A 26,366-nucleotide genomic window follows, 5' to 3' on the forward strand; every position below is an offset into this window, starting at 1 on the left:
TGACAATCAGCGTTCCCCGACTTCAGAATACCGACCGTGGTCTCTCTGCCTTTTGATCACGTAAAGTAGCATTGCAGTTACATACGGTGAAAAAATTAGACCTTCTAAAGATATTCGAGACTGTTCATTCTGTCCCTTGTGTCACCACCACAATGGACAAGTACCGCTGCCTTGAGGAGAAATCTGCGTGCGACACTCGAATTTACGACTGCTCAACCCTCCCCGCCCAACGGTGCGCAACGCGCTGACATTCCTCACGATCCTGATTGCCGGGGTGGTAGGTCCCACCACCCTTGCTGCCGCCACTCCTCCTGACGCCGTTGCCACCCAGAGCACCAGCGCTGCCACTGCTTCCGAGGACAATGGCTCCCAACCGGCCGAAGCAGCACCGGTGACCACAGCAGCGCCGGCCGACCTAACCTCAGAGGGCGTCGAGAAGGGCGACGCGACGCAGACCGCAGCGCGCACGGCGCCGGCCACCACTGGATCCACCAGCACTGCACCCACCACCACTGCACCCACCACCAGCGCACCCACCACCAGCACACCCAGCACCAGCGGATCCAGCAGCACTGCACCCACCACCACTGCACCCACCACCAGCGGGCCGAAGCCTGGCGAGGTACAACTCGTCGATGCCTACGCACTGTGGATGCTTTTTTCCGCCAAAACCACGGCGGGGCAGATTCAGCCCCCCGGAAATAGCGAAGTGGCCTATGTGGCGCCGAATTTAGTCACGAACACTCAGTGGCTCAGGGAAGCCGCCAGCCTCCCTGACCCTTCTACTTCCCCTACCAATAAGCTGACTCCGCGCACGCTGCAAATGGTCGAAGCGGTAATCGCGTCGGGCCAGCTGAAGATGATCGATATCGGGTGCGTATCGGGGCGCGCAGGCGCGTCGGACCACCCAGGGGGACGAGCGTGCGACCTGTTCTTCAACTACCGCACGCCTGCTGGCGTGGCGGCTGGCTGGAAAATGGCGAACTGGCTGGTGGCAAATCAGGCAGTGCTGGGGGTCAAGTACGTGATCTGGCAGGGAAAAATCTGGGAACCCGCCACGCCGGTCGAGCCTTGGGACGTCTACAACTCATCGGTGTATGGCTGTCCCAACCCGGCCAATGTCACCGGTTGCCATTACGACCACGTGCACGTGTCTATGTTTTAACCACTCGGCGGGGTGCGCCTGCCAAAAAATGCCGTTCCAGTGGTCGCTGAGCCCCGGATACATCAAGATTTACGGGGCTCAGCGACCAGGCGGCCTGATCAGCTCACGCCTAGCAGATCAATCACAAAGATCAGTGTTTTACCCGAAAGCTGGTGTCCCCCACCGGCTGGGCCGTACGCCTGGTGCGGCGGCACAACTAGCTTGCGGCGGCCGCCCACCTTCATTCCGGGGATGCCCACCTGCCAGCCAGCGATGAGGCTACGCAACGGGAAATTGATGGACTGGCTGCGGCTCCATGAGGAATCGAACTCGGCGCCGGTATCGAACTCCACGCCCAGGTAATGCACGTCCACGGTGGAGCCAGCGCTTGCTTCGGCGCCTTCGCCAAGGGTGATGTCGGTTATTTCCAGCTCGGCGGGCGCGGGCCCGGTGGGGAAGTCAACTTCGGGCTTGGAGGCAGAGGTATCAGTCATCCCCCTATCCAACCGCACGGGCGCCCCGGATGCACACCGTCGCCCGAAGCCCGCCGCCCGTCGCCCTAGCGCATCGGCAGCTCTGGCGAGGCAGGCCCGAGTCAGGTGAGCAGTCGCGACATTCCCCGGTCAGCGAGCTTGCGTCCCCCGGTCTGGCACGTCGGGCAATATTGCAGGCTCTTGTCGGCGAACTCGACCTGCGCCACGGTGTCCCCGCACACCGGGCACGGCAACCCGAACATTCCATGAACCCGCATTCCGCTGCGCTTCTCGCCTTTGAGCCGCGCAGCCTCTTGGCCCTCTAATCGCGAGCTGGCCGTGATGAGTACCGATCGCATCGAAGCGTAGAGGCGAGCAACGGCGTCATCCGTGAGCTTTTTCGCAACCGCGAACGGCGAAACCATTGCGGTGTGCAGGATCTCGTCAGAGTAGGCGTTGCCGATACCTGCCAAGCTCCGTTGGTCGGTGATGACGTTTTTTACCCGCGACGGGCTCCGAGCCATTAAATCTGCGAACTGCTCGAGAGTGAGGGTCAGCGCATCCGGACCTAGGGCCGCAACACCCGGTACCTGCAGTGGATCCTTCACCAACCACAACGTCATTGATTTGCGACTTCCAGCCTCGGTGAGGTCAAAACCGGATCCATTCTCGAACCACAGCCGCATTGCTATGGGTCCGCCCATTTTCGGCATAACGGAAGAGAGTGCGTCGGACCACCTAAGCCAGCCAGCTCGCGCCAAAAACAGCACCAAGTGGATTGGCCGATCCGCCTGTCTCGAAGAAGACGGTGAGAATTGGAAGTCAAGAAATTTGCCGTGCCGGGTCGTTGCCGTCAGAGTGGCACCAACCAAAGCCGCGGGTGCGGGTTCAACCGTGGCGAGCAAGCCCAATGCTGACACGCTGACTTTCGAAACCTTCTGCCCGCCTCCGTTTTCGGCGACGAACGACGTCAAGGCGGCGACCTCTGGAAGCTCCGGCATCCATCCATTCTGCACACCGGCGCACACTGCCGCGCCGCAGAGATCTGCGGACTAGGCTCGGGTAGGTGATCACCGTGGAAGAAACCCTCATCAGCAAGCTCGATGCCCCCCAGGCCTTCGCCTATTTGCGCGAGTTCGAGCACACCATGCAGTGGGACCCGGGCACCCCCGTGGTTCGTAAAATTTCCGAGGGGCCAGCAGCGGTGGGATCGAAATACTATGCGGAGGCGGAGTTTCGCGGTAAGCGGCAGCCCATCGAGTACGTGGTCACAGAAATCGGGGAAGACCACATCCAGCTGCGCGGTGAAAATAAAACCGTGATCTCGGTGGACACCATCACCGTTCTCCCCAGCGCCGATGGCGCCACCGTTACCTATCGCGCCGAGTTCAGCCTCAAAGGGATTCTCAAAGTAGCCGAACCGTTTATGAAGGGCACATTCCAAAAGCTCGCGAAGCCCGCCATCGACGGCATGCGCACCAAACTCGACTCGATGGTCGCCTCTTAGACGCGCTGAGGAGAGACTTCCAGTTTCACCAATCAGTGCCTGCTCTGATTGGCTGTGGAGGTGTCTGACGCCGAAAGCAACTTCCAACTGACCACCGAACTCGGACACAGCGAGCTCGGCCGCTCTGGCGTGATCTCAACGCCCCACGGCACTATCGCCACCCCGGCCTTCATCGCAGTGGGAACGAAGGCAACGGTCAAGGCCGTACTCCCGGAATCGATGGTCGGCTTAGGTGCACAAGCGGTGCTGGCCAACGCTTACCACCTCTACCTGCAGCCAGGCTCGGACCTCATCGACGAGGCAGGTGGCCTGGGGAAGTTCATGAACTGGACGGGCCCCACCTTCACCGACAGCGGTGGTTTTCAAGTGCTCTCCCTCGGCGCCGGGTTCAAAAAAGTGTTGGCAATGGACGCGGGGAATGTCCGCGCTGACGACGTGATCGCCGAAGGCAAAACCCGACTGGCACACGTTGACGACGACGGGGTTACCTTCAAATCCCACTTAGACGGTTCACTGCACCGCTTTACCCCGGAAGTATCGATGCAGATTCAGCACCAGCTGGGCGCCGATATCATCTTCGCCTTCGATGAGCTCACGACCCTGATGAATACGCGGGAGTACCAGGAGATGTCACTGGAGCGGACCCGCTTGTGGGCGCTGCGCTGTATTGCCGAACACCGCACACTCACCGAAAGTCGCGCGGAAAAGCCCTACCAGTCGTTGTTTGGCGTCATCCAAGGCGCGCAATATGAGGATCTGCGACGCAAAGCCGCACGCGATCTGGGCCAAATGGGGTTCGACGGTTTCGGGATCGGCGGCGCTTTGGAGAAGGAGAACCTCGGCACCATCGTCCGCTGGGTCAACGAGGAACTTCCTGTCGACAAACCCCGTCATCTTCTCGGGATCAGCGAACCCGACGATATCTTCGTGGCGGTGCAAAACGGGATCGACACCTTCGACTGCGTCTCCCCCTCGCGGGTTGCGCGTAACGGAGCCATCTATACGCCAGTCGGTCGAGTCAACGTCACCAACAGCCGGTTCCGTCGAGATTTCGGTCCACTGAGCCAGGACTGCGGGTGCTACACCTGCTCCCACTACAGCAGGGCTTATCTGCATCACCTCTTCAAGGCGAAGGAGATGATCTCGTGCACGTTGGCCACAATCCATAACGAAGCATTCATCGTCAAGCTCGTCGACGACATCCGAGTCAGCATTAACGACGGGACCTTTTTCGACTTCAAGGAGCAGTTCCTGGGCAGCTACTACAGCTAGCGTGCACTGATCGGAACAACGTCCTGGATAGCCTCCCGCTTCTTCACGTATTTGATGACGCGGTAGGTCACCGGGAGCATCACCGTTTCGATTCCCACCTTCCAGAGAAAACCGACCGTGATGTAGGACCACAGGTCTGAGGCGGACAACACCCCTGCAAAGGCGACGGTGCAAAAAACCATGGTGTCGGCGGCTTCGCCCACGATGGTGGATCCGATCAAGCGGACCCAGAGGCGCCCCGTGCCGAACCTCTCCTTTAGCTTCACCATTACGAACGCGTTGAGGAACTGTCCGACCAGGTACCCACACATGCTGGCAAGCACAATCCGCCAGACGAAACCGAGAATGTTCTCGTAGGAATCCTGTAAGCCCCAATCAGACTGTGCCGGCGTCATCTGAACGAGGTAGAAACTGAGCGTCGCCGTCAACGAAATGGCGAAACCTAGCAGGATGGTGCGCCTGGCCGCGCGCAGGCCGTACACCTCAGCGAGAACGTCGCCGAGAACGTACGTCAGCGGGAACAGCAGAGCGCCGCCGTCGGTAATGAACGGTCCACCAAAATCGATGAGCTTGACTGCGCTGACGTTGGAGATCAACAGCAACGCGCAGAAGGCTGCGACCACGATGTGGTAGACGCTTCGCGAGCTCACCACTGCGGGTTCGATAAAGTTCGAAATCGGTTTTGTCACGTGGATCATCCAAGCAGCTCGCTGGGCCACGGCAAAGTCCTTGCCGCGGACATCACTATCGTAGGACGGCCACAGCTGCCGGACCTGGCATGATCGAGGACACTATGAGTGCGACATTGGTGGCCAAAAACCTTGCAGCCGGACACGGGGACAGAACACTTTTTAGCGGTCTCGACCTGGTGATTGCCCCAGGCGCGGTGATCGGCTTGGTGGGCGCGAATGGAGCCGGAAAGTCAACGCTGCTCAGGCTTTTCGCACAAGCAGCGAGCCCGGAATCTGGTTCTGTGACGCTGGCGCCTGCCGATGCGATTGTGGGATGGCTGCCCCAGGAGGTCGAGAGGCTAGATGGTGAAACGGTTCTCGAACACCTCGCGCGTCGCACGGGGGTAGCCGCAGCCCAAGCCCAACTTGATAGCGCCACCCAGGCGTTGGCAGGCGGCGACTCGGTGCTGGTACCTGGCATAGCGGGGCATTCAGTGGAAGATCAATATTCTCATGCCTTCGATCACTGGTTAGCCATTGGCGCAGCAGATCTCGCCGAACGCACCGAACAAGCCATGGCCGACGTGGGCTTAGCCGTCAGCCAGGACAGCCAGATGACGACGCTCTCCGGCGGCCAAGCGGCGCGCGTGGGACTGGCCGCGCTGCTGTTGTCTCGTTTCGACATCTTGCTTTTGGACGAGCCGACTAATGATCTTGACCTCGCGGGGCTTGCCCGCTTGGAGCGATTTGTCCGTGAGCAACGTAGTGGCATCGTCGTGGTCTCCCACGACAGAGAGTTCCTTGCTCGCTGTGTAACCACGGTGGTGGAGCTCGACCTCGTGCAACAGCAGGTCGCAGTCTACGGCGGCGGTTACGAGGCCTATCTGGCAGAGCGCGCTTTGGCGCGGCAGCACGCTCGCGATGAGTACGAGGAATTTAATGACAAACGCACCGGACTGGAAAACCGTGCTGCCATGCAACGCGGCTGGACCGACAAAGGATTGCGTGCGCAGTCGGCAAAGAAAGCGCCAGACAATGACAAGATCGGCCGTGCCAGCCGGATAGAAGGCACCGAAAAACAGGCCGCGAAGATCAGCCAGACGGAGCGGCTCATTGAGCGCCTTACCCAGGTGGCAGAGCCCCGTAAGGAATGGCAACTGCAGCTAGAGATCGCCGTCGCGCCGCGGTCGGGATCCGTTGTCGCGACCCTCAATGAGGCGGTGGTGCGGCGCGGAGATTTTCAGCTGGGTCCGGTCAGTCTGCAAGTGAATTCGGGCGACCGCATCGGCATCACCGGGCCGAACGGGAGCGGCAAAACCACCTTGCTGGCAGCGCTTCTTGGACGCATCGAAGTGACTTCGGGGGCTTGGTCTTTAGGCACCGGGGTGGCTATCGGCGAGGTTGACCAGGCGCGTTCCTTGTTGACCAGCGGCCTCAACCTGCTGGAGGCATTTGCTGCCCAGATTCCAGAGTGGCCCGCTGCTGAAGTCCGAACGCTGCTGGCCAAATTCGGGCTGAAAAGTGACCACGTGCTGCGTCCCACTGCCGCACTCTCCCCCGGTGAGCGAACCCGGTCGGTCCTAGCGCTCCTGCAGGCGCGAGGGGTTAATGTGCTGGTACTGGACGAACCCACCAACCACCTCGATGTGCCCGCGATTGAACAGCTGGAGCAGGCGCTCGACACCTACGAGGGCACGTTGCTTCTCGTCACGCACGATAGGCGGATGCTCGAGGCCGTGACGCTCAACCGCCGATGGCAAGTATCGGGCGGGCAGGTCAGTCAGGAGTAGTCCGGCAGCGGTAAAGCAGATATCTAACTTTTGGGCGTGGTTACGTCGGCACGGGCGATTTACTAGGCTGCTCCGTTTGCGTCTCGATCCGCCAAGATTCAGCAACCACGCGAAAACCCTGCCGTTCATACAGCCGTTGTGCCGGATTTCCGACCGTCACCACCAGAGTTACGACAGGCCAACCAATTTCTGCCAAACGCCATGCCGACTCAGCGAGCAGAGCACCTCCTAGGCCGCTGCGGGCGGCAGCCGGATCGACGCAAATATCCGTCACAAAAGGCCCGGCGACACCGGCTCCGTGGGATGTGGTCTCGCTGATAAGGATGTGCCCGACGATGCGGCCGGTCTGGTCGGATATGTGCACTGAAGCTGCGGCGATCCACGGACCCATCACTAAGCCGGCCATGATGTCAAGGACAGCCTGTCCGGCTGATTCAGGGTCGGAATCGGTGGGCTCGTGGTCAGGGTGCGCGGCTGGGTACGCCCTTGCGATGACGGAGCCGTATTCCCTCGCTCGGTCTGGTGACATAGGCGCGATCGCGAAACCCCGCGGAAGTGAGTGAGTGGTATCTCTGCCTACCGCGCCCACCTGCCGCCTGGAGAATCCGGGCAGGTCCAGGACCATGTGAAGGCAATGACGGTCCAGCAGCCCTCCTGCAGCTATCGCGTCTGCAGCTGCTGCGGGATCATCGACAATCCGCTCCATCGCCATAAATGGGTCCCCGTTCGTTGCATCTGCGTGAACACCGCCAGTCAGACCTCACTACCTGCATAGTATCGGGCAGTACAGCCGAGTCGCGAACTCGCAGTACTACCGACGAATCCGTGACAGTTGGATAGGTGCTCCCAGCGGTAGAAATAACAAAAGGCCCCCATGCCCGCGAGGGAATGGGAACCTTTTGTCGTGAGAGACGTTGCTGCTGAACTACTTTCCGGCTGAGACCTTCACCGGCGCTGGCACTACTGTTTTTTCCTGTTTCGCCTTCGCTGCGGGCGCGACCGACACGCGGTCGAACACTGGCACGTCACCCACGATGGGGTTGGTCCGGCGTGAGGGCGCCATGTACTTCGTCACGAGGTTAACGAATGTCGCCAACCGGTTGCGGTTACCCAGCAGGGTAGCGATGTGCACGTACAGCCACACCAACCAGGCTAGCGTGCCGGTGAGTTGAATCGACTTCCCGAACGGCAACGCGATGTCGGCGATGGCAGCACGACGTCCGACAGTGGCCATGGTGCCCTTGTCCTTGTACTTGAAAGCCTCTGTGGGCCGGCCGGTGATCAGCGCAGCAATGTTCTTGCCAGCGCGAACGCCTTCCTGCAGAGCGGGCTGCGCCAGCTGCGGAAGCGCCTCTGGCCCAATGGCGATATCGCCCGTGGCGAAAATGTTCTCAAACCCGGTGACCCGCAAGTCGCTTTCGACGGTGATGCGACCACCCCGACCCTGCGGAAGTCCCCAGCTGCTGACGATCTTTGGCGCGGTTACTCCGGTGGCCCAGACAACCACCTTGGCGGGCAAGAATTCGCCGGTACCCAGGGTGACGCCGTCTGCGCTGACTTCCTTCACAGAAGTCTCGAGACGAAGCTCGACGCCGCGCTCGCGCAATTCCTTCTCCGCGTAGTCCCGCAGATGTTCCTTAAACGGTGGCAGGACGGACTTGCCCATCTCGATCAGCACGATGTGGGTGCGACGCGGGTCCAGCTCCGGGTACACGACTGACATGGCGTCGTTGCGCATCTCTGCCAGAGCGCCAGCGGTCTCAACGCCCGTGGCCCCGGCGCCAACAACCACCATCGTGAGCTCGGGAGCGTTCTTGCCGTCGTTGGACGCTGCTGCGTGCTCGAGTTGTGTGAAGATGCGATCGCGCAGCGTCAACGCCTGTTGACGCGAATAAATAGCAAGCGTGTGTTCTTCCGCGCCGGGGGTACCGAAGTAGTTCGTGGTCACGCCGGTTGCCACGATTAGGTAGTCGTAGTCGATGCTGCCGCCGTCAGTGAAGTTGACAATCTGATTCTCCGAGTCGATGGACTCGGCTTCCCCGTGCCGAAACGACAGGTTCAGTTGGCGCATCCGAGCCGCGCGGAGGAAGAAGGTTACGTCTCCCGCGTTCAACCCCGCCGTTGCCACTTGGTAGAGCAACGGTTGAAAGGTGTTGTAGGTGCGTTGGTCGACAAGCGTCACGTCCACATCAGAACTCCTGAGTGCCTTTGCGGCGCCGAGGCCCGCAAAACCACCTCCCAGGATGACAACGTGGGGGCGGCGACGCGCTGAGGCGACAGGTCGGGCAGATGTGCTTGGGGCACTCATGAGGGTCCTCGCGGTGTGCGGAGATAGCTGACATTTACTCTGTCCAAAGTAGGCGGTTTTGGTGACTTCTGTGTAACACCGGGACCATCAGGTGCCCTAAAACAGCCACTTTGTGAAAAGTTTCACAAGCCTCTGGGGTAGAGTGTGACTCCGATCACTGAATCGGTTCGGAACGAAACTGAAATCTCCTACCTTGATTGCTTGTTCGGGCTAAGAAGCGCCTTGCTGAGACACCCGAGGGTGCGGACGCAGCTCCCACCACACCGAGCCGACCATGAGAGCGAGCATCGCGTGGTCGCACACCACCGCAACCGACTGCCAAAATGCCCAGGATCTGGGCGCGCCAGCGCTATTTGGCGCGGTACCGAGAACCACCGGATCGGGCACTGAATCGAGCCCCGTGTTATCCCACCCATTCGCCGCCAGGAGAAGGAGAATCAGACTCACCCCGACCGCTGCCATTAAGACAGCAGCGCCCGCGCGCCAAGGTCCTCTTATGCCCCAGAGACAGGAGAGGATGCCCATCGGAACAAACGCCAGCCCCAGTACCGCACCCACCGTGTGAATCTGCGCGGTTGACGACTGCTGTGCACCGCCCGGGTCCGTGGGAACCAATGCCATCACCACCGCGCCAATCGCGCCTATGGTCAACAAGGTGAGGCCCGTTCGAGAGCGCGGGCGCAGCGTCCGCGTCAGTACCAGCGGGGTTGCAGCAAATGCCAGCATCCAGAGCGCAAATAGCCAGCCGTTTGGCCCCACCCCGTACTGACTCATCGAGACAGGAGGTGGGTACCACTCACCGGCAACAGCCTGAACCGCCACTGCGAGAAAAAAGGTGGCAGCAGCGAGGGCAGATCCGAGAATTCGCCATCTGCGCACCACAATATTGTCCCCGATCACCGCCCGGAATTGTCCCTACGTCTGCCGAAGAGGGAGGCCTAACCAGCGATGCTGCCCACGCAGCTACTTCTGAAGATAGCTCCGCACCCAATCCGAGCAGAGAAAATACCCGCTTTGGGGCGGTTTGTCCTCTAGTTTGAACCTATGTTCACTGCCAGCCGCGCAATTTTGACGCCCATCGCATATGTCTGTGTCTCCGTCCTGTTCCTCGCGGCGTGTTCCGGCACAGACAGCGTGGCAGGAAAGGGCACCTCGACGGTCGTTGCGTCGACCGGCGCGCCCAGTGCGAGTGCCAACGCGCTGCCGTCCGTCATGACCACTCCTGCCTCGGCAGGAGCTCAGTTAACGAGTGGGGCGTCAACAAGTGGGGCGTCAACGGATTCAGGTCTACCCAGCGTGGCCTCTGCAGGGGCAACCCCGAGCGCGACGGGTCCCACAACTGGCGCTTCTGCAGCCCCTCCTGCGCCAGCGACCGTCATGATTCCTGGGCCGCAGGTGACGGAGGTGGTGACCGTGACGGCAACCGCACCACCAGCTGCGCCGGCCCCGGGGGCCAACCCCGCCGGTGGCGGCTCCGGCATCACGCCCAATTCTTACGGAGCCCTCGGTTTCCAGTCCCCGTCCGGCAACATCAACTGCCTGATTCAGACAGACCCAAGCTACCCATCTGTGCGCTGCGATATCGGCGAATTCACCTATGCGGTACCCGCTCACACAAGCTGCGGCGCCGAGATCGGGTGGCATGCCGGCACGGTTTCCATCGAGGGAGCTGGCGTCGCGGAATTGGGCGGGTGTATCGGCGACACCATCTCCGATGCGAATTATCCCGTCCTCGGCTACGGACAGTCAGTCACAGGAGGCAATTTCACCTGCGCCTCAGCTGAGAATGGAATGACGTGCAAAAACCTCACAACAGGGCGCGGATTCCGCTTGGCTAAGAGCTCGTACACGATTTCCTGATACAGGACTCAGCTCGTAAATATGCTCGGCGCAGTGTCGGCGTAACTGGGCCAACACCCAGCCTCGGTGGTGGTGGTTTCGGCCGCCAGCATTGCTCGCATCATCGCCCGCGTGACAACATCGCCAGCGGCAGCGAAGAGATGGTAGAGCTCCCCCGGGTCGGGCGCTGGCCGCTCACCGGTAGCGGCGCCAAAGAACAGGTCCCCATCGAACATGGTGTGCACCGGGTTCACGGCTCGAGCGAGCCCGTCGTGTGCCATCCCGGCCATCTTGGCGCATTGTGCCTTCGTCAAAGTTGCATCGGTAGCAACCACCCCCAAGGTGGTGTGGCTAATAGATTCCGCTGCTGCCGCCGTCACCGCCGCTGACGCATCCGCCAGGCCAACCCCGATCTGCGCTGCAACAGCGCGCAGCGCCGCGGCGTCGCCTTCCGTGGGCGTACTCGGTGTGGGCCCATCCTCGGGTCGCATCAGCGAAGCCCCCAGCAGCGCACCACTTTTCGGATCGAAAGGGATGCCGGTGGCGTTGGCTACGACCAAAGCAGAAATGATCGTGCCATTGGGAAGGACCGCACTGGCTTGACCAATGCCACCCTTGAACCGACCCGTACAACTCCCGGTTCCTGCACCGATGCTGCCTTGCGCCGCCATTTGGGTGGGTGAATTCTCCTGCGCTGCCGTTACCGCCAGAGCGCCAAATTCGGCGGTGGGTCGTGCGCCGAAGCGCCCACCGCGGCCAAGGTCGAACACCACGGCGGCCGGAACAATCGGCACCACTTCGTCCGCACGGGCGCCCACTGCGATGCCAATGCCCTGTTGTCCCAACGCTTCTGCCACACCCGAGGCTGCGGACAATCCGTACGCCGAGCCGCCGCTGAGCACGAGGGCGTGAACTTTCTCCACTGTCGCCAGCGGCGACAGCAAGTCTGTTTCTCGGGTTCCCGGGCCGCCGCCGCGAACATCAACACCAGCGGTCATCCCGCCCGGCGGCGCCAGCACCACGGTGGTGCCCGTTTGGTATCCATCGCCGATGGCGGTGTGATGGCCCACCCTGATCCCGGCAACATCAGCAAGCGCGTTGAGGAGAGTCATCGCCCCTTCCGTCCCCCCGTTCACAAAGCAGACGCAGACAGGAAGGACGCGGCGGCCAGCGCGAAAACCTTGGTGGACTCCACTATGTCGCTGACTGCTACAAATTCATCCACTTGATGGGCGATCCATTTTCCACCCGGTCCGTACACCACGGTGGGCAGTCCCGCATCTCGGGTCAGAATCGTTCCGTCAGTGGTGCCGGGTACTCCGCCATACACGGGCGGTGTGCCCACAACATGCTCATGAGCCAGAGCGAGTGCGCGCACCACAGCGGCATCCTCAGAAATCTCGACCGGAGGCCTGTCGTCCACGATGATGATGTTCGCTCGCAGACCCGCTTCAGTCGCGATTTGTTCGGTGAGAATTGTGATCAGCGTAATCAGACCGTCATGGTCGATTCCCGGGATAGTCCTGATGTCGAGATGCACCGCGGCAATTTCGGGGATCACGTTCCCTTGCTCCCGCGTACCTGCCTCGACAACCGTTGGTGTTAAGTAGAATTCACCCAAAGTCGGATGAGCTGGGTAGCGATCGCTCAGAGCGCTTTGCAACTCGCCTAGACCCATGAGCAGCGGCCCTACGGCGAGAATCGGATTTACCCCCTGGTGCGGCATTGCGCCATGAGCCATTTTCCCGGCCATCTCTACCCTGATCCTGATGGCGCCCTTACTGGCGGTGCAGATTTCGCCCGCCTCGGGTTCACAAATGATGACCGCATCCACTTCGGCGGCGAGGTCGGAGGCGGCAAAGTGCTTTGCTCCCAACATCATCCCCTCTTCATCCGCGAGGACCCCAACGAGAATCCGGCCGGAAAAGCCCGCTAGTTCGACGCCGCGCGCCGCCCAGATGGCTGCTGCGATACCGCTTTTCATATCCGCCGAGCCACGCCCCCGCAGATTTCCGTCCACGATGTCGCCGGCGTAGGGGTCGAATGACCAAGATGCTGGGTCGCCTTCTGTCACCACATCCGAATGACCCTCGAACATCAGTGTGCGGCCAGGCCCCTGGCCTTGCACCACACCCACAATATTGGGCCTGCCTGGTGCTGCTTCTGTTCGCAGAACCTCCCACCCGAACGATGCCATCAGACTCGAAACGAGCGAGGCCACTGGTTCCTCCACCACGGGGGGGCTACCAGCCTCGGTCGGACCGTCGTTGACCGTCCGCAACCGCACCAGCTCGCCGGTGAGCTGCACCGCTGCTTCAGTGTCGAGATGGTGTAAAACGCGATCAAATAACGCCACTACTTCACTGTCGGCCATGCCCACAATCATGCCCCATCGCTGTGGTTGCTCGCCCATGGCTCGCGCGCCGCCTTGCAAGCCTGTCGTTCCAGCGCGCTAGCCAGTCCACGCTCCAGAGTCGGTACAGCGCCAAGAAGTTCGCGGGTGTACTCCTCCTGCGGACTCCCGTACACCTCGTCGATAGTGCCGGTCTCCACGAGCTTTCCTCGATGAAGGACAGCGACCCTGTCACAGACACGTTGGATCACCGAAAGATCGTGCGAGACGAACACCATGGTGAAATCCTCGACGGTGGCAAGCTCATCGAGAAGCTGCAGAATCTGGGCTCGAATTGTCACGTCCAATGCCGAAACAGCCTCATCGGCAAGCAGTATCGCCGGCCGGGGCGCGATAGCGCGCGCGATCGAAATGCGTTGGCGCTGTCCGCCAGAAAATTGGTGGGGGTACCTATTCATTACCGATGCTGGCATCCCCACCTGCTCCAGCACAGCGGCAACCCGGTCGGCGATACCCGAGGCTCCTTGAACTTGAAGTGGCTCGCCAACGATCTCACCGATCCGCATGCGCGGATTCAACGATCCCATCGGGTCCTGGAATACCAACTGCAACCGTTTGCGGGTCGGGCGAAGTTGCCTATCAGTGAGAGTGCTGATGTCGGTGCCATCAATCACCACTCGGCCGGAACTTGGTCTGTCCAAGGCTGCAATTAAACGCACAAGAGTTGTTTTGCCCGAACCAGACTCGCCAACAATCCCAAATCGTGATCGTCGGGGAACCACCAAACTCACGTCGCTGAGGGCGTGCACGACTGGCGCTGGTCCGAAGAGCGAGGAGCGTCTGCTGCGGAACTCGCGGGAAACGTGATCAATCACTATTGCGGCGTCCGTGGCTCCCCCAGTGGACTCCGTGGTTCCCTCTTCGGGCACGAACGAATGGTGGGTCATGGCGCCCCCGTCAGTTCAGCATCACGTAGTAGTGAAATCGTGTGCTCGTGCACCGGTTTGGTGAGAACAGTTGCCACGTCGCCCTCTTCCACCACCGAGCCGTCAAACATCACCAGAACCCGGTCGCAGACCTGAGCGAGGACCGCGAGGTCGTGGGAGATGAACAGGAGAGCGGCGCCGACCTGAGCTACTTTCTCGTCGATCAGGCCCAGCACCTTTGCCTGGACCGTGACGTCCAGGGCAGTGGTGGGCTCGTCGCAGATGAGCAAGTCCGGGCTGTTAGCGAGCGCAATAGCCAGGACCACTCGTTGACGCTGGCCCCCGGATAGCTGATGTGGATAGGATTTGGCCACTCGCTCCGGGTCAGGTAGCCCTGTGGCGGCCAGCAATTCCACAGCGATTCGTTTGGCATCCCGCTTGCTATGCCTGGCGTGCTGCCACATCACCTCAGCGACTTGGGAAACGATCTTCATCGTGGGATTGAGCGCCGTCATCGGCTCCTGAAAGACCATTCCGGTCCGTAACCCTCGAATCCGGGCTAGCGCCGATTCCTTTGCCCCGATGAGGTCCTTGTCGATACCCGCCAACCGGATACTCCCCGTTGCTCGGAGCCCGTCGGATAGTAGACCGGCGATTGCCATGCAGGTCAAGGTTTTTCCTGAGCCACTCGCGCCGATAATTCCCACTCGCTCACCCGGCCATACCTCCAGGTTGACTCCGTGCACCAGCTCGGAACCGCCCGCACTCACTCGCAGGTCCCGCACGGTGAGGATCGGCCCACTAAACCTCGGAGGTTGAGCTTTCGTCATCTCTTCGCAGCCATCCGGGGATCAAACCGGTCTCGAAGGCCATCGCCCAAAAGGTTAAATCCCAGGACTGCCACCGCGATGGCGAGCCCCGGCCACACCGAGACCATCGGGTCTACCGTCATCGTCGATTGCCCCTCGTAGAGCATGCGTCCCCACGACGGCACGCTTGCCGGCGCCCCGAGCCCCAGAAAGGAGAGCGCTGCCTCGGCCAGAATAGCGATGGCGTAGGCGGATGACGCCTGCACAATGATGAGGCCGGCGACATTGGGGAGGATGTGACGGACCGCGATGGCGCCTCCCCTACGTCCCGCCACTCTCGCAGCCTTGACGTAGTCGGTGCCCATAACTTGCATCGTCGCGGACCTGAGCACACGGACGAAGCCAGGAATCGACGCGATTCCGATCGCCACCATGGCCGTCGTCACCGAGCCGCCATACTTCGCCGCCAGGATAAGCGCCAGCAAAAGTGCAGGGAACGCGAGCAGAATGTCGTTGGTGCGCATCAGGAACTCCGAGAAGCCTGGGCGCACCATCCCCGCAAGAATCCCTAGCGGCGTACCGATGACGGCCGCGATTCCTACCGCGACCAGACCCACGTACAGCGTCGTCTGTGACCCGAGCATCAACCTGGTTGCAGTATCTCTGCCGGTCCTATCGGTCCCCAGCCAGTGCCCACCGACAAACGGTCCGACGCTGCGATTCTTGAGATCTGTCGAAATCGGCGAAAACGGAGTCCAAAAGAATGAGACCACTGCGGCGATGACAACCAACCCCACCACGAGGAGACCAAAAATCACCAAGGGACTCAACGGCTGACGCGGGGACTTGCCGGGCGCCATCATCGCCGGGTCCGCATCCTGATGTGGGGTCGTCATGTGCTCGCCTGCTGCCGCAGACGCGGATCTATGACGGTGTACAAAACATCCACTACGAAAGAGATCAACAGCGCTGCCACTACCAAGGTCAGAACCATTCCTTGGACGGTCAGCAAATCTTGCCCTTGCGCCGCATCCGCTAGGCCCTTTCCAATACCGGGGATGGTGAAGATTCGCTCGATGACCACCGCTCCCACGAGCACCGTCACCAATTGCACGCCAATGACCGTCAACACCGGAATCGAGGCATTGCGCAGGCCGTGGCGGCGCAGCGCCGCCGCCGGTGTCAAACCCTTCGCGCGGGCGGTCCGCAAATAATCCTGACCGAGCTCGTCCAAGACTGCGCTACGGACATATCGGGCAAGCACCGCGCCTTGGACCAGACCCAGGGACAACCATGGCAACAACATGTGGACGAAGAATTGGGCCGGATCCTGCGCCGGCACCACATATCCGTTGGCGGGTAGCCACCGGAGCTTGACGGCAAAAAGCAATACGAGGAGAAGTGCTGCGACAAAAGCTGGGACAGCGATGCCCACCTGTGAGATGCCGGACAGCAGGCTACCGGAGACCTTCCCGTGTCGTAGCGCGCTCGCCATGCCCAGCGGAACCGCCACAAGCAATGCCACGACAATTCCCCCGGCGACCAACCACAGCGTCACACTGAGCTGATCGAAAATCTGCGGGCCGATCGGCCGCTGGCTAATGTACGAGGTCCCGAAGTCCCCGGTGATGGCAGCGCTGAACCAGTCCCAGTACTGCACGAGAAGCGGTCTGTCCAGACCCGTCTGATGGCATAACGCGGCCACAGAGTCCGGCGTCGCACCCACTCCGAGTGCGGTCTGCGCGGGCCCGCACCCGGAGTCGATGATCCAGAAAATAATTGACGACGCTGCGACGGTGCTGACCAGGAAGATCAAGCACCGTCGCAACAGCTGCCACAGCATCAGCGAGCAGCTCTCGTGGGCGTCTAGCTCACAGCCAGCGTTGTGAAATCGAAGGCTTCACCGATCGCGTTCTTCGGAATCCCTGTGATATTGGCGTCCGCCACGATGAGGTTCGGGAAGGACCACAACCACACTGACGCCGCGTCTTGGGCGATTTGCTTCAGCGCCGCCGTGGTGTCCGTGATTTGCTGCGCGGGCGTACCTGCATCGGCAGAGGCAAAAAGGGCCTGAACTTGCGGGTTGTTATAGCGCGGGTAGTACTCAGGGTTGGCAAACAATGCTGCAGCATCCCGAGGTTCAACATGGTTGATAATCGTCATGTCGTAGTCAGCCTGCTTGAAAACCTGGTCCAACCACACTGGGAACGTGACGTTGCTGTCGGTAACAGTGATACCCACATCGGCCAGCTGCGAGATCACCAACGGCGCGGCGGCGCTGGCGTATCCGGTCGGCGGAAGGGTCAGCCGCAGCGTTGGGGTGGGGTTGGCAGTCTCGGCGAGAAGAGCCTTGGCCTTTGCCGGATCAAAAGGGTAGGCATCCTCGTCAAAGAACCACGGATCCGTGGGGGCCTCGTGGGTTCCGATGAGCGAACCGTACCCGCTCCACGCGACGTCGAGGATGGATTTACGGTCGAGCGCGTAGGAAATTGCCTGGCGCACTTTGAGATCCGCGGTCGGGCCAGTGGCGTTATTGAGCGTCAGTAGAACTTCACCGTTGGTACTGCCCACGATTGTCTGGTACTTGGCTGCATCGGCAAATTGGCCCATTGATTCTGGCGTCTGAATAGATGAAATGACGTTGATACCGCCGGTGAGCAAGGCGTTATTCATCGCGTTGGGATCCTGGAAATACCGCAGGGTGACCTTTCTGACGGCCGCCGGGGTACCCCAGTACGACTCGTTGCGGATTAAAACAATATTGTCACCGGGTACGCGGGAGTCGAACTTATACGGGCCGGTGCCTACGGGCGCGTTCGCAAGGTCGGTAACACCGTTGGGCGAAAACATGGCGCCGATGCGCGTGGTCATGGCATAGAGCCACGAGTTTGACGGCTTGGATAGCGTGACCTTCAATTCCGTGTCAGACACGGCGTCGACAGCCGAAACAACATCCATGCCAGATTTAACCGAGGGCAGCCATCCGGTCTTGACCCGCTCGATAGAAAACTTCGCCGCCGCAGCATTGAAGGGATCCCCGTTGGAGAATTTCACTCCCGACTGCAGCACGAAGTCATACACCGTCCCATCGGCGGATACTGTCCAGCTTTTCGCCAGCGCCGGGACGATGGCGCGCGCGTCGTCCTGCTTCACTAAACCCTCGTACACATTCACCAGCAGCGCTTGCGGAGCTTGAGCACCATCGACTTGGGTGAAATCAAGGCTTGTCGGCTCGAGGATGAAACCTACCGTCAGCGCGGAATCCCCCGCCGCCGGCGCTGCCTGAGAGGTCGCAGTATTCGCGCTGCTCTCTGTGCCAGCCGCGCTGGGGTCGGCGGAGCTGGAAGTTGCGGTGGCCGCGGGCGAGTTACTGGTAGCCGGCACCGCATTTGCGGAGGTGTTACTTGTCGATGCCCCTGCGCTGCAGGCGCTCAGAAATAATCCCGCGCTCACAGCTACGGTCAGGAAACGGAACTTTGTGGCCTTCATGGTGGACTTCAATTCAACCTCCGTGGTGAGAGAGTGCGTCGCGCAGCAGCTGCAAGCGACAAGATTGCCAGATCTAGTGTTGCGGGTCAGCGGGGGGCTTCGTGTCGCTCTGCGGGGGTACGAATCCCTGATAGCCGGGCTGTCCCAACGCTTGCTGTGGCCGCTCGGGCTGCTGGTATTGCTGCGGGTAGCCCTGCTGCGGATAACCCTGGACCGGTGGGAAGGAATTCATCAGTCCCGACTGCATAGGACGCGATTGACTCTCCGAATACTGGGCAGACGCCGGATGCGGCGCAAGAGCGCGGGCCATCTCCTCGGACTGCGCGATTCGGGCGCGGTTCATTTCGTCGGAGAGCTGTCGTGCCGCCGCTTTGTCAGCAGCAGCCAGCTGTTCACTGGTGTCGCCACCGAACCAATCCTTGACATCATCATCAATGTCCCCGGCTGGCTTCGCCGGCGCGTCGTCGTCAGTAGGAGCCTCGTAGCGGAATACACCATCATCCCCCTTCGTACCCAGCATTTTGGCGAATTGCTCCAGTGCTTTATCAAACCCGCTGGGAATCATCCACACCTTGTTGGAGTCGCCCTGGGCAAGCTGGGGCAGAGTCTGAAGATACTGGTAGGCAAGTAATTCCGGGGTGGGCTTTCCGGCCTTGACCGCGGCGAATACTTTTTCGATGGCCTTGGCCTGACCCTGTGCTTGCAGGAACCTCGCGGCACGGTCGCCCTGCGCTCGCAAGATCGCGGACTGCCGCTCACCCTCGGCCCATAGAATTGCTGCCTGCTTTTGCCCCTCCGCGGTGAGGACCGCTGCCTGCTTCTGGCCCTCGGCCGTGGTGATGGATGCAGTGCGCTGCCCCTCGGCGGTCAAGATGATCGCCCGCTTGTCGCGGTCGGCGCGCATTTGCTTTTCCATGGAATCCTGAATGGACATGGGCGGGTCGATTGCCTTGAGTTCCACGCGAGCGACCCGAATCCCCCACTTGCCAGTTGCCTCGTCCAGGACGCCGCGAAGCTGCCCGTTGATGGCATCACGGGAGGTGAGGGTCTGCTCGAGATTCATCCCACCGACGACGTTCCGCAGGGTCGTAGTGGTGAGTTGCTCAACAGCGACAATGTAGTTGGCAATTTCATAGACAGCCGCGCGCGGCTCGTTGACCTGAAAGTAGACCACGGTATCGATGGACACCGTCAGGTTGTCCTGGGTGATCACCGGTTGCGGCGGAAACGAAACCACCTGCTCGCGCATATCGATCCTGGCGCGAATCCGGTCAAGGAATGGAATGAGCCACACCAACCCTGCATGGGAAGTCTTGTTGTACCGACCAAGTCGCTCGATCACCGCTGCTTGCGCCTGCGGGATCACCTTCACCGACCGAACCACGATGACCACGGCAAGAATCGCGATCACAATCGCAACGATGGCAATTGGTTCCATAAATCAGGACCCCCAGATCACAACCGCGGTCGCTCCGCGGACTTCGACAACCGTAACCGGTGTGCCAGGTGGCAAGGACCGGTGCCCTTCAACTCCCGAAGCCGTCCAAATCTCGCCGCCAATTTTGACCTGTCCGCCACTGGCATCAACGGTGGAAATGACGGTGGCTTTCGATCCAATAATGGCTTCGACACCAGTCTTTATGGAAGCTGGGCCGTGGAATCTGCGCAGCAGTACGGGCCGGGCGAACACCACAAGTGCCACCGAGGTCAGCGCGAAAATCAGCAGCTGCAGCCACAACATGTCGTCTGCCACTAACGACACACCGGCCGTTACCAGCGCGCCCGCTCCCAACATCAGCAGTACAAATTCACCGCCGAGAGCTTCGGCGATCACGAGAAGTACTGCTCCACTGAGCCAAATCCATCCGGGCATACCCTCATCCTGTCAGAGTGAATCGCCGAAAGATGACGAATCGGCTGACCGATAGCGCACCGTGACCTGCTCGTGATCGGAGCACATCACTGCGCCTTCGACGAGTCGCTACTCCGATTCGGTGACGAAATCTATAAGACGCTCCACCGCGGTGATCAGCGGAGTCTGCAAATCTTTAAAACTGCGCACCGAACCGTTGACCCTGCCCCACATGGTCTGCGGGTCGGACACGCCGAGTGCTTGGCAGACACCGGTCTTCCAGTCGACGCCGCGCGGCACCTGCGGCCACTGTTTGATACGCACCACCTCGGGTCTGACCGCTTCCCAAATGTCGATATAGGGATGTCCGGTGATCAGGACGTATGCGGCGCCGGGAAGCGTGCGGATGTGCTCGGCAATCCGGGACTCTTTGGAGCCTGAGACCAAATGGTCTGCCAGGACACCCACTCGACGGCCGGGACCCGGTCCAAACTCCGCAAGGTCTGCCATTAGATTGTCGAGACCGCTAATTGGTTCCACGACAATGCCCTCAACCCGAAGGTCATGACCCCACACCCGCTCAATCAAAGCAGCATCGTGGATGCCTTCCACCCAGATTCTCGCTGACCGCGCTGTCCGCGCGCGCAAACCGGCAACCCGGACCGAACCCGAAGCAGACTGCGTAGGGACCAAGGAAGGCCTCTCCACCGGCCTGATCAAGGTGACCTGCTCACCGTCGATCAAGAACGCACCCACTTCCAGGGGGAAGGTCCGTGTTTTTCCCCGATAGTCCTCCAGCGTGACGCTGTTGTTCGTACACCCGACAACAGCACCGCAAAATGCCGTTAATGGATCCTCAGCCACCACATCGGAGGTGGCCTCCACTTCCGGAATTATCCTTTTCGGCCGAGGCATGGACAGCGCATCGGGGCCGTACTGGCCCGCAGGCAGACCCGTCGAACGTGGGGACGTGGGGGAAGAGTTCACCGGCATCACGCTAGAGGGCCGTGCGCCACTATTCACGTACCGTGGCAGTCATGTCTGCGATTCGTGCCGCCACTGTCCTCGCTCTGTGGGGAGGAGCCTTCGGCGAGCAAAGGGCGAGCGCCGACGAACTCCTGCAGCAGCTCGCCGAAACCGGATTTAATGCCGGGGTGCGCGCTGATGATGCCGTGACTGCTGAGCGCACCGGGCTCCCCGGACCAGGCAGCGCGGGGGCAGGCACCATTGACCTGCTGGCCTTGCTCCGTGAATCAGGCACCCCCGAGCTCCTACTCCCCGTACCGGGAGACCTACGCGGCCTTCCGCCGAAATCCACATCTGTCATCGCCGCGCTCGACGCTGGGGCAGCAGTGTTATTGCCTGCAGCCGCGCTGCTGGTGATCCCGACCAACGGCTTCTGGCGGGTGCACGATGCAACTGGACCAGAAGACGGCCGGGGAAATTCCAGCGCCGCTGGTTCAGTGCTGGAAGCAGAGCTCGCGCTCGATGGAGCAATCCGCACCGCCACTCGTCGACTCATGGTTCTGGATATCGCCCGAGACAGCGCGAGCGTCCGTGAACAGATCGCGGCCAAGATGCGCGACGCCGCAGTCCCGCTTCCGCCCGGAGTCCGGCGGAGTTGTTCTGCGCTGTTGGCGAAAGCAATTTCCCTCCAAGCACTGCTGGAGGTGGCGCAGCAGCACCAAACAGGGGCCGTGTCACGACATGAGCTGGGCGCGGTCGACGATGCCCTGCGGCCACTTGCAGCCGCCGTTCGTTTCGGCAGGCTAGCGGCGGTGGCGCACGCGCTGGTAAGCCGCAGCCACCAGGAAGCATCGCCCCACCATCCTGCCGTTCACAAAAATCTCAACGCTTACGAATAAGAGTGCAGCAACAAAAAGCGCCGCGACCGTTACCGGTTGCGGCGCTTTTTCTTCGCCGGGCATGCCCAGCGCGGTGTTCAGCAGTTAGTTGCCGATCAGCTTGTTGCCAGCGTCCTTGACGTCGTCACCAGCCTGCTTGACATTGGCCTTGGCCTGCTCGGCTTCGCCGCGCGCCTCAAGGTCCTCGTTACCCGTCACATGGCCGGCGGCTTCCTTGACCTTGCCAATGGCGTCTTCGCCGGCGTGCTTAATCTTGTCTCCGAAAGTCATGGCATCTCCTTCTTGAACGGGCGTTCGTTCTGAACGTTCCTTACGTACTGAGATACCCATCGACGGAGTTAGGAAACATCCACGGGAATTCTCTGCAAAAAATCAGCTGCTGAGTGGGACCGCGATCTCAGCGGTGGCAAAGCCCAACGAGTGGAATCCGCCGTCAACCATCACCATGGACCCAGTGGTCGCGGGAAACCAGTCCGACAGCAACGCAACGCATGCCTTGGCCACTGGTGTGGGGTCGGAGGTGTCCCACCCGAGGGGCGCGCGTGTACTCCATGCGTTTTCTAAATCTACGAAACCTGGGATGGACTTGGCGGCCATGGTTCGCACCGGGCCGGCCGAGACCAGGTTGACCCTGATGCCACGAGGGCCCAGCTCGCGGGCCAGGTAACGAGACGTTGACTCCAGAGCGGCCTTGGCCACGCCCATCCAGTTGTACGCCGGCCATGCCTGCCGGGCGTCGAAGTCGAGCCCGACGATCGAGCCACCACGGCCCATCAGCGGCAATAGCGCAGTTGCGAGGGAACTGAGCGAGTATGCCGAGGTGTGGACAGTGGTTGCCACATCCGCCCACGGGGTTGCCAGGAAGTCGCCGCCGAGCGCGGAGCCGGGTGCGAAACCGATGGAGTGCAAGACGCCGTCCACCGTGGGGATATGGACGCTCACGCGCTCGGCGAGTGAGGCAAGCTGCTCGGCGTCCGTGACGTCGAGCTCCACGACAGGGGCCTCGTTCGGCAATCGCTTGGCGATTCGCTCGACCAACGAGAGCCTTCCGTAACCGGTAAGGACTACGTTTGCTCCCTGCTCCTGCGCTTGGCGGGCGGTGTGGAAAGCCATGGAGGCTTCCGTGATCACCCCGGTGATAACGAGGTTTTTACCGGCTAACAATCCAGTCATGTGACTACTTTCTACTTGTGAGTTGCTCTGGTGGAGCAGCAATTGAATGGGCGCAATTTGCGCTGGCGGCGCCCGTGCCTAGTGAAGTACTGAGCTTTTGCGTCAGTGCCCCATGCCAAGGCCGCCATCGATGGGGATGACCGCTCCAGTGATGTAGCTTGCCGAATCGGAAGCCAAAAACACTGCTGCAGCGGCGATCTCGTCCACGCTGCCATATCGGCCAGCCGGTACCTGCCCCAGGATCTCGGCGCGCCGGGCTTCGGGCAACCCCTGTGTCATCTCAGTATCGATAAATCCCGGGGCAATGACGTTGGCAGTGATGTTGCGTGAGCCCAATTCACGCGCTATCGACCGTGCCACACCAATAAGTCCCGCTTTCGACGCGGCGTAGTTGACTTGGCCCGCGCCGCCGGAGAGACCGACCACGGAGGAAATGAAGATCATCCGTCCCCAGCGCGCCCGCAGCATGGAGCTCGCGGCGCGTTTGGACACGCGGTAGGCGCCAGTCAAATTGGTATCTAGCACCGAGGTGAACTGCTCCTCCGACATCCGAAGCAGCAAAGTGTCAGCGGTGATCCCGGCGTTGGCAACGAGTACCTCCACTCGCCCCTGCTGGGCTTCCACCTCGGCAAAGGCCGCCTTGACCGATTCTTCGCTGGTGACGTCACACTTGACAGCTGTTAAACCTTCCGGCGCTTCGCCGCTGCGTGAGGTCAGCGTGACCTTGTGGCCGGCCGCGAGCATTGCGCGCGCAATAGCTAAGCCGATTCCACGATTACCGCCGGTGACGAGCACCGAACGAGACGTATCTGTCCCCACTCAAACCTCCAAGATGGCCGCAAAGGCGCTCGCGGCACGCGAGAACCAACGTTAGCGTGCCTTACTTGTTACCGCCCAGTAACCAGCCGGGGCTCTACGGGGTGTGCGTCACGAAATGTGCGTTAAGGGATGCGCTGGGTAATCACCAAGCTGGCAGCGCCGGCCAGAAGCACCGCCAACGTGCCTGCAATCAGCCACGGCCGCGAATTGTCCTGTTCCTTCAATTCGAAGCCGATTTGCTCGCCCAGCTGCGAGTACACAGTTTTGAGCTCAGCAGCGCTAGCAGCGGAGTGGAAGTCCCCGTTGGAGATTCGGGCGATTTCCCGCATCGACTCCTCGTCCACCGGCACCGGCTGGTCCTTACCCTCAATAGAAACCGAACCACCCTGCGTTCCGAAGGCGATGGTGGATATCGGTACCGACTGGTCTGCGGCCCGTTGAGCAGCTTCGAAAACGTCTCTGCCAGTAGTTTGTTTGCCGTCGGACATCAAAACTATTCGAGCGGGTGGTGGACCCTCGGCGCCCGAAATCGTTTTGGTAAAAACGTCGATGGCTTGCAGTCCCGAAATGATGGCCTCGCCCGTGGCAGTACGTTGGTCCAGCTTGAGGTCGGCGATCGCCTGCTCAGCCTGTGCTCGATCCGTCGTGGGCGAGAGCAACACTGTGGCAACACCCGCGAACGCGATGATTCCAAGGTTTACATCGGGGGTGAGATCCTGCGCAAATTGAGTGGCCGCTTCTTGCGCCGCCGTAATTCGGTTGGGGGCCACATCCGTGGATTCCATCGAAAGTGAAACGTCAATTGCCAGCATGACGGTCGCCCGATTCCGCGGAACCTTCACCTCCTCGGTGGGACTGGCTACCGCAACAGTGAGCAGGCACATTCCGATGAGCATGAACGCGGTCGGCAGGTGGCGCAATGGCCCAGGCCGGGTCGGTGCCACCTTCTCCAGTAACTCATAGGACGAAAACCTCAGTAGGTGCCGCTTCTTCCTGGCGCTGACAAAGATATAGCCCAGCAGCAGTATCAGAACTACCCCGCCCAGGCCCAACCACCAAGGGTGTGCGAACTTCATGCGCGCACCTGGCTTTGGCGCGATAGATTCGCGCGCGGGCTCCCCGCGCCCGTCCACCCTCGCTTACGTTCCATGACGAATCGCAGTACATCTGCGATCCAGTCGCGATCAGTTCGGAGAGTGAGCTGAGCAGCACCGGCGCGGCGCAGCGCCGTTGCCACTTCCTGGCGATGCTCGCTCGCTATGTGGGCGAACTCCGCGCGCAGCTTCGCCGTGGTCTGCACTTCCTTCGTTCGCCCGGATTCAGGATCCATCAGCGTCGCCACTCCGATGTTGGGCAGCTCGAGGTCCAGCGGATCGAGCACCTCAATCGCCAAGAGGTCGTGTCGTGCGTTGAGCGCGCGCAAAGATCGAGCCCAGTCGGTGGGTCCCACGAAGTCGGAGATGACAACGGCGAGGCCGCGCCTTCGCGGCGGTCGCCGCAACTGCTCTAGCGCTGTACCGACATCCGCGCGGTGGCCAATTGCCGTGCGTTCGGTAGTGGCAAGGGTCCGCAATAAATACTGGATGTGTGGCCGCCCGCCGCGAGCCGGGATCCTGTGCACGCCGCCACCGGAAGCGATCACGGCGCCGATGCGATTCCCGCCGCCCTGGGTCAAATGTGCCACTGCCGCACAGGCCGCGATGACTAGGTCTCGCTTCTCGCAGAGCGTCGAGCCGAAATCCAGTGAGGCCGAAAGGTCTGCCACTACCCATGTTTCGAGCTCACGGTCGGCTACGCTCTGCCGAATGTGCGCTTGCGTGGTGCGGGCGGTGACCGACCAGTCCATCCGCCGTACATCGTCTCCCGGGTAATAGGGGCGCGCGTCTCCCGGCTCAGAACCCGGACCCGGCACAAGGCCGAGATGATTTCCCTGCAGGAGTCCATCGAGCCGGCGGCGAACCGTCAGCTCGAGATTGTTCAGAGCGCCGTCCAGCTTTTCCGGGTTAGCGAAAGACGGGGGCGGGGCGCCGTGGTGGGCGCCGGTTGCATCAGGTGGTTGCGGCGTGCGCATCTTCT

27 protein-coding genes are annotated in these 26,366 nt (G+C 61.1%); 6 read left to right on the top strand and 21 right to left on the bottom strand.

Annotated elements, in window-relative coordinates; genetic code table 11:
- Positions 1-187: 187 nt before the first annotated feature.
- Positions 188-1,165 (top strand): VldE C-terminal domain-containing protein, encoded by a 978-nt coding sequence (locus tag EH165_RS15420; protein ID WP_164479157.1) that lies wholly within the window; start codon positions 188-190, stop codon positions 1,163-1,165.
- A 98-nt stretch (positions 1,166-1,263) separates the two neighbouring features.
- On the opposite strand, the gene EH165_RS07570 is transcribed toward EH165_RS15420, so the two are convergent.
- Positions 1,264-1,638: an FKBP-type peptidyl-prolyl cis-trans isomerase gene (locus EH165_RS07570; protein ID WP_124798930.1), complete on the bottom strand. Its 375-nt coding sequence runs from the start codon at positions 1,636-1,638 to the stop codon at positions 1,264-1,266.
- A gap of 101 nt (positions 1,639-1,739) precedes the next feature.
- Positions 1,740-2,618 carry a DNA-formamidopyrimidine glycosylase family protein gene (locus EH165_RS07575; protein ID WP_124798931.1) on the bottom strand — a complete coding sequence of 293 codons (879 nt, stop codon included), beginning with the start codon at positions 2,616-2,618 and terminating at the stop codon, positions 1,740-1,742.
- A gap of 65 nt (positions 2,619-2,683) precedes the next feature.
- Between EH165_RS07575 and EH165_RS07580 the strand changes: the two genes are divergently transcribed.
- Complete coding sequence (locus EH165_RS07580; RefSeq protein WP_124798932.1) at positions 2,684-3,124, top strand: SRPBCC family protein; 441 nt, start codon at positions 2,684-2,686, stop codon at positions 3,122-3,124.
- A gap of 60 nt (positions 3,125-3,184) precedes the next feature.
- Positions 3,185-4,396 carry a tRNA guanosine(34) transglycosylase Tgt gene (tgt, locus tag EH165_RS07585; protein ID WP_124798933.1) on the top strand — a complete coding sequence of 404 codons (1,212 nt, stop codon included), beginning with the start codon at positions 3,185-3,187 and terminating at the stop codon, positions 4,394-4,396.
- On the opposite strand, the gene EH165_RS07590 is transcribed toward tgt, so the two are convergent.
- Positions 4,393-5,094, bottom strand: a complete 702-nt coding sequence (locus EH165_RS07590; RefSeq protein WP_124800384.1) for a queuosine precursor transporter — start codon at positions 5,092-5,094, stop codon at positions 4,393-4,395. The genes tgt and EH165_RS07590 overlap by 4 nt on opposite strands.
- A gap of 95 nt (positions 5,095-5,189) precedes the next feature.
- Here EH165_RS07590 and EH165_RS07595 point away from each other — a divergent pair, with 95 nt between their 5' ends.
- A complete protein-coding gene (locus EH165_RS07595; RefSeq protein WP_124800385.1) occupies positions 5,190-6,857 on the top strand; it encodes an ABC-F family ATP-binding cassette domain-containing protein in 1,668 nt (555 codons plus the stop codon).
- 40 nt (positions 6,858-6,897) lie between these two features.
- On the opposite strand, the gene EH165_RS07600 is transcribed toward EH165_RS07595, so the two are convergent.
- The 3 genes from EH165_RS07600 to EH165_RS07610 all read right to left on the bottom strand — a co-directional run bounded on the left by EH165_RS07600 (position 6,898) and on the right by EH165_RS07610 (position 10,065).
- The gene (locus EH165_RS07600) at positions 6,898-7,569 is read right to left on the bottom strand and encodes a GNAT family N-acetyltransferase (RefSeq protein ID WP_124798934.1); all 672 of its coding nucleotides are present in this window, start codon (positions 7,567-7,569) and stop codon (positions 6,898-6,900) included.
- A 213-nt stretch (positions 7,570-7,782) separates the two neighbouring features.
- Entirely contained in the window at positions 7,783-9,165 is a 1,383-nt protein-coding gene (locus EH165_RS07605; protein WP_124798935.1) for an NAD(P)/FAD-dependent oxidoreductase, read from the bottom strand.
- 210 nt (positions 9,166-9,375) lie between these two features.
- Positions 9,376-10,065 (bottom strand): DUF998 domain-containing protein, encoded by a 690-nt coding sequence (locus tag EH165_RS07610; RefSeq protein ID WP_124798936.1) that lies wholly within the window; start codon positions 10,063-10,065, stop codon positions 9,376-9,378.
- Between the two features lie 144 nt (positions 10,066-10,209).
- Between EH165_RS07610 and EH165_RS07615 the strand changes: the two genes are divergently transcribed.
- Complete coding sequence (locus EH165_RS07615; protein WP_124798937.1) at positions 10,210-11,025, top strand: DUF6636 domain-containing protein; 816 nt, start codon at positions 10,210-10,212, stop codon at positions 11,023-11,025.
- An 8-nt stretch (positions 11,026-11,033) separates the two neighbouring features.
- Here the strand turns inward: EH165_RS07615 and EH165_RS07620 are convergent, their stop codons facing one another.
- From EH165_RS07620 to EH165_RS07665, 10 genes are all read right to left on the bottom strand, one after another.
- Positions 11,034-12,116 carry a P1 family peptidase gene (locus EH165_RS07620; protein WP_124798938.1) on the bottom strand — a complete coding sequence of 361 codons (1,083 nt, stop codon included), beginning with the start codon at positions 12,114-12,116 and terminating at the stop codon, positions 11,034-11,036.
- Positions 12,117-12,136: 20 nt separating this feature from the next.
- On the bottom strand, positions 12,137-13,417 hold the full coding sequence (locus tag EH165_RS07625; protein WP_206425856.1) for a M20 family metallopeptidase: 1,281 nt from the start codon (positions 13,415-13,417) through the stop codon (positions 12,137-12,139).
- Positions 13,387-14,304, bottom strand: a complete 918-nt coding sequence (locus tag EH165_RS07630) for an ABC transporter ATP-binding protein (protein WP_124798940.1) — start codon at positions 14,302-14,304, stop codon at positions 13,387-13,389. Before EH165_RS07630 ends, EH165_RS07625 begins: the two co-directional genes overlap by 31 nt.
- Positions 14,301-15,113 (bottom strand): ABC transporter ATP-binding protein, encoded by an 813-nt coding sequence (locus tag EH165_RS07635; RefSeq protein ID WP_124798941.1) that lies wholly within the window; start codon positions 15,111-15,113, stop codon positions 14,301-14,303. The genes EH165_RS07630 and EH165_RS07635 overlap by 4 nt, the downstream gene beginning before the upstream one ends.
- Positions 15,110-15,952 carry an ABC transporter permease gene (locus tag EH165_RS07640; RefSeq protein WP_206426209.1) on the bottom strand — a complete coding sequence of 281 codons (843 nt, stop codon included), beginning with the start codon at positions 15,950-15,952 and terminating at the stop codon, positions 15,110-15,112. Before EH165_RS07640 ends, EH165_RS07635 begins: the two co-directional genes overlap by 4 nt.
- A gap of 32 nt (positions 15,953-15,984) precedes the next feature.
- Complete coding sequence (locus EH165_RS07645; RefSeq protein WP_124798943.1) at positions 15,985-16,935, bottom strand: ABC transporter permease; 951 nt, start codon at positions 16,933-16,935, stop codon at positions 15,985-15,987.
- Between the two features lie 23 nt (positions 16,936-16,958).
- Positions 16,959-18,581 (bottom strand): ABC transporter substrate-binding protein, encoded by a 1,623-nt coding sequence (locus tag EH165_RS07650; protein WP_124798944.1) that lies wholly within the window; start codon positions 18,579-18,581, stop codon positions 16,959-16,961.
- Positions 18,582-18,654: 73 nt separating this feature from the next.
- Positions 18,655-20,019: an SPFH domain-containing protein gene (locus tag EH165_RS16150; RefSeq protein ID WP_124798945.1), complete on the bottom strand. Its 1,365-nt coding sequence runs from the start codon at positions 20,017-20,019 to the stop codon at positions 18,655-18,657.
- A gap of 3 nt (positions 20,020-20,022) precedes the next feature.
- The gene (locus EH165_RS07660; protein WP_124798946.1) at positions 20,023-20,454 is read right to left on the bottom strand and encodes an NfeD family protein; all 432 of its coding nucleotides are present in this window, start codon (positions 20,452-20,454) and stop codon (positions 20,023-20,025) included.
- A 108-nt stretch (positions 20,455-20,562) separates the two neighbouring features.
- Positions 20,563-21,426, bottom strand: a complete 864-nt coding sequence (locus EH165_RS07665; RefSeq protein WP_124798947.1) for a DUF3097 domain-containing protein — start codon at positions 21,424-21,426, stop codon at positions 20,563-20,565.
- A 44-nt stretch (positions 21,427-21,470) separates the two neighbouring features.
- Here EH165_RS07665 and EH165_RS07670 point away from each other — a divergent pair, with 44 nt between their 5' ends.
- Positions 21,471-22,298, top strand: coding sequence for a hypothetical protein (locus tag EH165_RS07670; RefSeq protein WP_124798948.1), 828 nt, complete (start codon positions 21,471-21,473; stop codon positions 22,296-22,298).
- 84 nt (positions 22,299-22,382) lie between these two features.
- On the opposite strand, the gene EH165_RS07675 is transcribed toward EH165_RS07670, so the two are convergent.
- From EH165_RS07675 to EH165_RS07695, 5 genes are all read right to left on the bottom strand, one after another.
- Entirely contained in the window at positions 22,383-22,568 is a 186-nt protein-coding gene (locus EH165_RS07675) for a CsbD family protein (RefSeq protein WP_124798949.1), read from the bottom strand.
- 102 nt (positions 22,569-22,670) lie between these two features.
- Positions 22,671-23,471 (bottom strand): enoyl-ACP reductase FabI, encoded by an 801-nt coding sequence (fabI, locus tag EH165_RS07680; RefSeq protein ID WP_124798950.1) that lies wholly within the window; start codon positions 23,469-23,471, stop codon positions 22,671-22,673.
- Positions 23,472-23,573: 102 nt separating this feature from the next.
- On the bottom strand, positions 23,574-24,290 hold the full coding sequence (locus EH165_RS07685) for a beta-ketoacyl-ACP reductase (protein ID WP_124798951.1): 717 nt from the start codon (positions 24,288-24,290) through the stop codon (positions 23,574-23,576).
- Positions 24,291-24,412: 122 nt separating this feature from the next.
- Entirely contained in the window at positions 24,413-25,366 is a 954-nt protein-coding gene (locus EH165_RS07690; RefSeq protein ID WP_124798952.1) for a VWA domain-containing protein, read from the bottom strand.
- Positions 25,363-26,361 carry a DUF58 domain-containing protein gene (locus EH165_RS07695; RefSeq protein WP_124798953.1) on the bottom strand — a complete coding sequence of 333 codons (999 nt, stop codon included), beginning with the start codon at positions 26,359-26,361 and terminating at the stop codon, positions 25,363-25,365. The genes EH165_RS07690 and EH165_RS07695 overlap by 4 nt, the downstream gene beginning before the upstream one ends.
- Positions 26,362-26,366 lie beyond the last annotated feature (5 nt).

Origin of the sequence: Nakamurella antarctica, assembly GCF_003860405.1 — a bacterium.
GTDB classification, from domain to species: Bacteria; Actinomycetota; Actinomycetes; order Mycobacteriales; family Nakamurellaceae; genus Nakamurella; species Nakamurella antarctica.

Coding starts and splice junctions, on each gene's coding strand:
- EH165_RS07570 (WP_124798930.1), bottom strand. CDS start 1,638: ATGACTGATACCTCTGCCTCCAAGCCCGAAGTTGACTTCCCCACCGGG.
- EH165_RS07575 (WP_124798931.1), bottom strand. CDS start 2,618: ATGCCGGAGCTTCCAGAGGTCGCCGCCTTGACGTCGTTCGTCGCCGAA.
- EH165_RS07590 (WP_124800384.1), bottom strand. CDS start 5,094: ATGATCCACGTGACAAAACCGATTTCGAACTTTATCGAACCCGCAGTG.
- EH165_RS07595 (WP_124800385.1), top strand. CDS start 5,190: ATGAGTGCGACATTGGTGGCCAAAAACCTTGCAGCCGGACACGGGGAC.
- EH165_RS07600 (WP_124798934.1), bottom strand. CDS start 7,569: ATGGCGATGGAGCGGATTGTCGATGATCCCGCAGCAGCTGCAGACGCG.
- EH165_RS07605 (WP_124798935.1), bottom strand. CDS start 9,165: ATGAGTGCCCCAAGCACATCTGCCCGACCTGTCGCCTCAGCGCGTCGC.
- EH165_RS07615 (WP_124798937.1), top strand. CDS start 10,210: ATGTTCACTGCCAGCCGCGCAATTTTGACGCCCATCGCATATGTCTGT.
- EH165_RS07620 (WP_124798938.1), bottom strand. CDS start 12,116: ATGACTCTCCTCAACGCGCTTGCTGATGTTGCCGGGATCAGGGTGGGC.
- EH165_RS07625 (WP_206425856.1), bottom strand. CDS start 13,417: ATGGGCGAGCAACCACAGCGATGGGGCATGATTGTGGGCATGGCCGAC.
- EH165_RS07630 (WP_124798940.1), bottom strand. CDS start 14,304: ATGACCCACCATTCGTTCGTGCCCGAAGAGGGAACCACGGAGTCCACT.
- EH165_RS07635 (WP_124798941.1), bottom strand. CDS start 15,113: ATGACGAAAGCTCAACCTCCGAGGTTTAGTGGGCCGATCCTCACCGTG.
- EH165_RS07640 (WP_206426209.1), bottom strand. CDS start 15,952: ATGGCGCCCGGCAAGTCCCCGCGTCAGCCGTTGAGTCCCTTGGTGATT.
- EH165_RS07645 (WP_124798943.1), bottom strand. CDS start 16,935: ATGCTGTGGCAGCTGTTGCGACGGTGCTTGATCTTCCTGGTCAGCACC.
- EH165_RS07650 (WP_124798944.1), bottom strand. CDS start 18,581: ATGAAGGCCACAAAGTTCCGTTTCCTGACCGTAGCTGTGAGCGCGGGA.
- EH165_RS16150 (WP_124798945.1), bottom strand. CDS start 20,019: ATGGAACCAATTGCCATCGTTGCGATTGTGATCGCGATTCTTGCCGTG.
- EH165_RS07660 (WP_124798946.1), bottom strand. CDS start 20,454: ATGCCCGGATGGATTTGGCTCAGTGGAGCAGTACTTCTCGTGATCGCC.
- EH165_RS07665 (WP_124798947.1), bottom strand. CDS start 21,426: ATGCCGGTGAACTCTTCCCCCACGTCCCCACGTTCGACGGGTCTGCCT.
- EH165_RS07670 (WP_124798948.1), top strand. CDS start 21,471: ATGTCTGCGATTCGTGCCGCCACTGTCCTCGCTCTGTGGGGAGGAGCC.
- EH165_RS07675 (WP_124798949.1), bottom strand. CDS start 22,568: ATGACTTTCGGAGACAAGATTAAGCACGCCGGCGAAGACGCCATTGGC.
- fabI (WP_124798950.1), bottom strand. CDS start 23,471: ATGACTGGATTGTTAGCCGGTAAAAACCTCGTTATCACCGGGGTGATC.
- EH165_RS07690 (WP_124798952.1), bottom strand. CDS start 25,366: ATGAAGTTCGCACACCCTTGGTGGTTGGGCCTGGGCGGGGTAGTTCTG.
- EH165_RS07695 (WP_124798953.1), bottom strand. CDS start 26,361: ATGCGCACGCCGCAACCACCTGATGCAACCGGCGCCCACCACGGCGCC.